Origin of the sequence: Nocardia farcinica (genome assembly GCF_029867845.1) — a bacterium.
In the GTDB taxonomy this organism is placed as follows: domain Bacteria; phylum Actinomycetota; class Actinomycetes; order Mycobacteriales; family Mycobacteriaceae; genus Nocardia; species Nocardia farcinica_A.
The window spans coordinates 1-4,457 of sequence record NZ_JARWRU010000985.1 but is presented as its reverse complement, the minus strand read 5'-3'; the positions used below and the strand labels follow the sequence as shown (position 1 = coordinate 4,457).

3 protein-coding genes and 1 pseudogene are annotated in these 4,457 nt (G+C 73.0%); 2 read left to right on the top strand and 2 right to left on the bottom strand.

Annotated features, from left to right (window positions below; genetic code table 11):
* Both QH283_RS21715 and QH283_RS21710 read right to left on the bottom strand, forming a co-directional pair.
* Window positions 1-530, bottom strand: a pseudogene (locus QH283_RS21715) (Acg family FMN-binding oxidoreductase); the annotation flags it as partial.
* A 251-nt stretch (window positions 531-781) separates the two neighbouring features.
* Window positions 782-2,236: an aldehyde dehydrogenase family protein gene (locus tag QH283_RS21710; protein WP_280504817.1), complete on the bottom strand. Its 1,455-nt coding sequence runs from the start codon at window positions 2,234-2,236 to the stop codon at window positions 782-784.
* A gap of 224 nt (window positions 2,237-2,460) precedes the next feature.
* Here QH283_RS21710 and QH283_RS21705 point away from each other — a divergent pair, with 224 nt between their 5' ends.
* Both QH283_RS21705 and QH283_RS21700 read left to right on the top strand, forming a co-directional pair.
* Window positions 2,461-4,068: a pyruvate, phosphate dikinase gene (locus QH283_RS21705; protein ID WP_280504818.1), complete on the top strand. Its 1,608-nt coding sequence runs from the start codon at window positions 2,461-2,463 to the stop codon at window positions 4,066-4,068.
* Window positions 4,065-4,457 (top strand): AMP-binding protein (locus QH283_RS21700; RefSeq protein ID WP_280504816.1); only part of this gene is annotated, 393 nt, incomplete at its 3' end. The genes QH283_RS21705 and QH283_RS21700, both read left to right, overlap by 4 nt.

Genomic DNA, 4,457 nt, shown 5'->3' with positions numbered 1-4,457 from the left:
GCCTCGTCGGCGGCGTGCAGCCGGGCCGCTTCCCGCGCCGCCGCCGCGACGTGTTCCCGCTCCTCCGGTTCCACCACGCGCACCACCGCGCCCAGCGTGGCGGCTCGTTCGGCGAACAGGCTCAGGTGGCCCGGCGGGATCGGCCAGGACGAGAAATGGCGGCGGTCGGTCCGCCGCTTCGCGATGGCCTTGCCGAGCGCGATCTCCTGATCGGTCGCCCGATGGGGCACCAGCGTGATGGCCGCGAGGTGATCGGGTTCGTCCGGGTTCGGCAGCCGGTGCACGACCGCCGCGAATCCCAGCGACGTGCACGCCACGGCGAAGTGGTGCAGCACGGCGCCGCAGCTGAGCACGAGATCGCGCATGTCGGGGTCCGTCGAGGGCAGCGCACGCGACGGATCGAGGTAGAGGTGCACACTGCGGTCGCAGATCCGCCAGCGCCAGGGCTGGACATTGTGCACCGACGGCGCCCGGCAGGCCAGCGCCAGGGCGGTTTCGATCGAGTAGTCGTCGGGAAGTCCGCGGTCCATGGTGTCATCCGTTCGTCGGCCGGATCCCCCGCTACCCACCGTCGCACTCGCGTGCGGGCCGCAGCAGTGCCGGACGTCCTCGGATGTGGTGACCTCGGACGGCACATCAGAGACCGATGTCCGCCGGATCGAGCGGGGTGTCACCGCAACCCGCACCGCACTGCCCCGTCGACCCGGCCGATGGCGTCGGCGCGCCGGCCGGGGCGATGGTGATCCGCGACCGGTCGAACCGCCGTGGCGTGGGTATCCGGTCAGTCCTTCGGGAAGGTGATGCTCTTGGTCTCGAGGAACGCCTCCAGCCCTTCCTCGCCGTACTCCCGGCCCAGCCCGCTGCGCTTGTACCCGCCGAACGGCGCGGCCGGATGCATCCCGCCCACACCGCCGTTCACGGCCAGATAGCCCGACCTGATCCGCGTGCACAGCCGGTAGGCCGCATCGACGTCGGCGCTGTAGACGTGCCCGCCGAGGCCGTAGTCGCTGTCGTTGGCGATGCGCACCGCCTCGTCGTCGTCGGCGAACGGGATGACCACGCCGACCGGGCCGAACACCTCCTCGCGGGCGATGGCGGCGCTGTTGTCCAGACCGGTGAGCAGGGTCGGATCGTAGAAGAAGCCCTTGTCGCGCCCGGCCGTGCGCCGGCCGCCGATCGCCACCGTGGCGCCCTCGGCGCGCGCCGCGTCGACCATGCGCTCCACCCGCTCGCGGTGGGTCTGCCGGATCAACGGCCCCATCCCGACGCCCGGCTCGCGCGGCGGCCCGGTGACCACCCGCGACAGCGCCGCCACCACGGCCGCCACGAACTCGTCGTGGATGTCGCGGTGCACCAGCTGGCGGGTGGACAGCGCGCACCCCTGCCCGGCCTGGGTGACGATCTGGCGCACGGTGTACTCCACGGCAGCGGTCAGATCGGCGTCGGCGCGCACGATCAACGCGGACTTGCCGCCCAGTTCGAGCAGCACCCGGGTGATGTTGGGCGCGGCCTGCGCGCTCACCAGTCCGCCGACCCGCTCGGAGCCGGTGAAGGTGATGACGTCCACGCGACGGTCGGTGGTCAGGGCCCGCCCCACCTCGATGTCGCCGGACACGACATTGAGCACGCCCGGCGGCAGGTCGGCCTCGGCGGCGGCCTCGGCGATGACGAACGCCTCGAGCGGGGTCAGCGGCGAGGGCTTGAGCACGACCGTGTTGCCGGTGGCGAGCGCGCCGCCGAGCTTGGCCATGTTCAGGAAGAACGGGAAGTTGTAGGCGCTGATCGCGCCGACCACACCGCACGGCTCGCGCAGCACCACGCCCGCGCCCTTGCCGTAGGCGGGCAGCGGCCGCGCCCATTCGCGGTCGGATTGCGCCACCGCCCAGGCGAAATGCTCCAGCGCGACCCCGACGTGCAGGCGTTCGGCGAGCGCGGGAATCGCGCCGGTCTCGGCCACCACCAGATCGGCGATGTGCGCGCGGCGCGCCTCGAGGGCGTCGGCGAAGCGGCGCAGGTGCTGCTTGCGCTTGGCGCCGTTGATCCGGCCCCACGGCCCCTCGTCGAAGGCCCGGCGCGCGGCGGTGATCGCGGCGTGGACATCGGCGGCGGTGCCGTCGCGGCCGGTGGCGACGGTCTGCTCGGTGGCCGGGTCGATCACGACGTTCACCGGCCCGTCGGTCTCGCGCCAGTCGCCGTCGACGAAGGGCCTGAAGGTCAGGTCGACACCGGTCGTCACATCCGCTCCTCGGGTTCGCGACTGTTGCGGCGCCGCTGCGGCCTGGACCGCGGCGCCCCGGTGAGAGAGGTGGAGCATTTCCGAGACACTCCCACACCTGTGTGACATAGTTATACATGTCTGAGGCAAGGAGGGCCATGTCGAACATCGCGTCCCACGGCGAGAATTCGATGCTCGTGAACACTACCCTCGCGCAGCCGGAAAACGTGCCGATCGGTACGGCGGTGGTCCGCCTCGACGGCTCGATCCGCCTGCCGCGCGAACTGGTGGGCAACAAGGGTTTCGGCCTGGACGCGATGCGCCGCAACGGGCTGCCCGTGCCGCCCGCCTTCGCCATCAGCACCGAAGCCTGCCGCGCCTGGCAGCGCGAACCCGAGGCGCTCATGGCGCGGATCTGGGACGACGTGCTCGACGCGCTGCGCTGGCTGGAGTCCGAGACCGGGCGCGTCTTCGGCGGCGACGAGCGCCCCCAGCTGGTCAGCGTGCGCAGCGCCGCCGCCGAGTCCATGCCCGGCATGATGGACACCGTGCTCGACCTGGGCATCGACGACGGCGTGCAGCGGGCGCTGGCGCGTGCGGGCGGCGCGGTCTTCGCCGCCGACACCCGCAAGCGCTTCGAGCACATGTACCGCAAGATCGTGCTGCGCGACGACGAACAGCCTGTCCCCGCCGACCCGTCGCGCCAACTGCGCGGGGCGATCGAGGCCGTGTTCGCCTCCTGGAACAGCCCCCGCGCCCGCACCTATCGCGCCCACCACGGTCTCGGCGACGAGGCCGGAACCGCGGTCATCGTGCAGGCCATGGTGTTCGGCAATCTCGACCACAACTCCGGCACCGGCGTGCTGTTCACCCGCGACCCGATGACCGGCGCCGCCGAGCCGTTCGGCGAATGGCTGCCCGGTGGCCAGGGCGAGGACGTGGTCTCCGGCACCACCGACTGCCTGCCGATCAGTGCCCTGCGCGAGTCCATGCCCGAGGCCCACGACGCGCTCATGACGGCGGGCCGCACGCTCGAACAGCTCGGCGCCGATGTCCAGGACATCGAATTCACCATCGAATCCGGCACGCTCTGGCTGTTGCAGACCCGCACCGCCAAGCGCTCGGCGGCGGCCGCGGTGCGCATCGCGCTCGCCCTGCGCGCCGAGGGCGCCATCGACGACGCCGAGGTGATCCGCCGTGTGGAACCGGCCCAGATCGCCACCCTGCTGTTGCCCGCCCTCCAGCCCGACACCCGCGCGGCCGCCCCGCTGCTGGCCACCGGACTGCCCGCCTGCCCAGGCATCGCCCGGGGCCGGGTCGTCACCGATCCCGACGAGGCGGTCGACGCCGCCGACGAGGGCGAGCAGGTCGTGCTGGTGCGCACCGCGACCAGCCCCGACGACGTGCACGGCATGCTCGCCGCGCAGGGCATCGTCACCGCCTTCGGCGGCGCCACCTCCCACGCCGCGGTGGTCAGCCGCGAGATCGGCCGACCAGCGGTGGTCGGCTGCGGCGCCGAGGCGCTGGCCGCCCTCGAGGGCAAAATCGTGACCGTCGACGGCGATCACGGCGAGGTCCGCGAAGGCGCTCTCGAGCTGACGGCCTGGTCGGAGACCGACAACCCCGATCTGCGCGCCCTCACCGAGATCGCCGCCCGGCTCACCCCGCTGCGAGTGCTCGCCCCCGGCACCCCCGACATTCCGCAACTCACCGAGATCACCGAGCGGGCCGTCGCCGCCGCGCTGGCCGCGGGCGCGACCGAGGTCGCCGCCGCCAGCCCGCTGCGCACCCTGCTCATCGCCGCCAGGTTGTCGCCCTCCGAGCCGACACCGCAGGAAGGACCCCGCTCGTGACGATCGGCTCCACCGACGAACGCACCGACGGCCACACCTCCCCCGCCGCGGCGACCATCGCCGGCCCCGGACGGGCCGAGCACCCCGCCTGGTCCGACGGCGAGACCGACACCGTGATCGACATCCTGCGCCGCGCAGGCCGGCAGGCGGGCGACACGCTGTTCCTGGACTTCTCCGGCGCGCGGTACACCTACCGCGACATCTGGCAGGCCGCCCGCGTGCGCGCCGCGGGCCTGCGCGCCCTGGGCGTCGGCCGCGGCGACACCGTGGTGTGCCTGCTGGGCAACAGCGTCGACGCCGTCGTCACCGGGTTGGCGCTCAATGCCGTCGGCGGCCTCTGGGTGCCGGGGGACCCCGCCCGGAAGGGCGACGTCCAGCGCCCCCAGGTG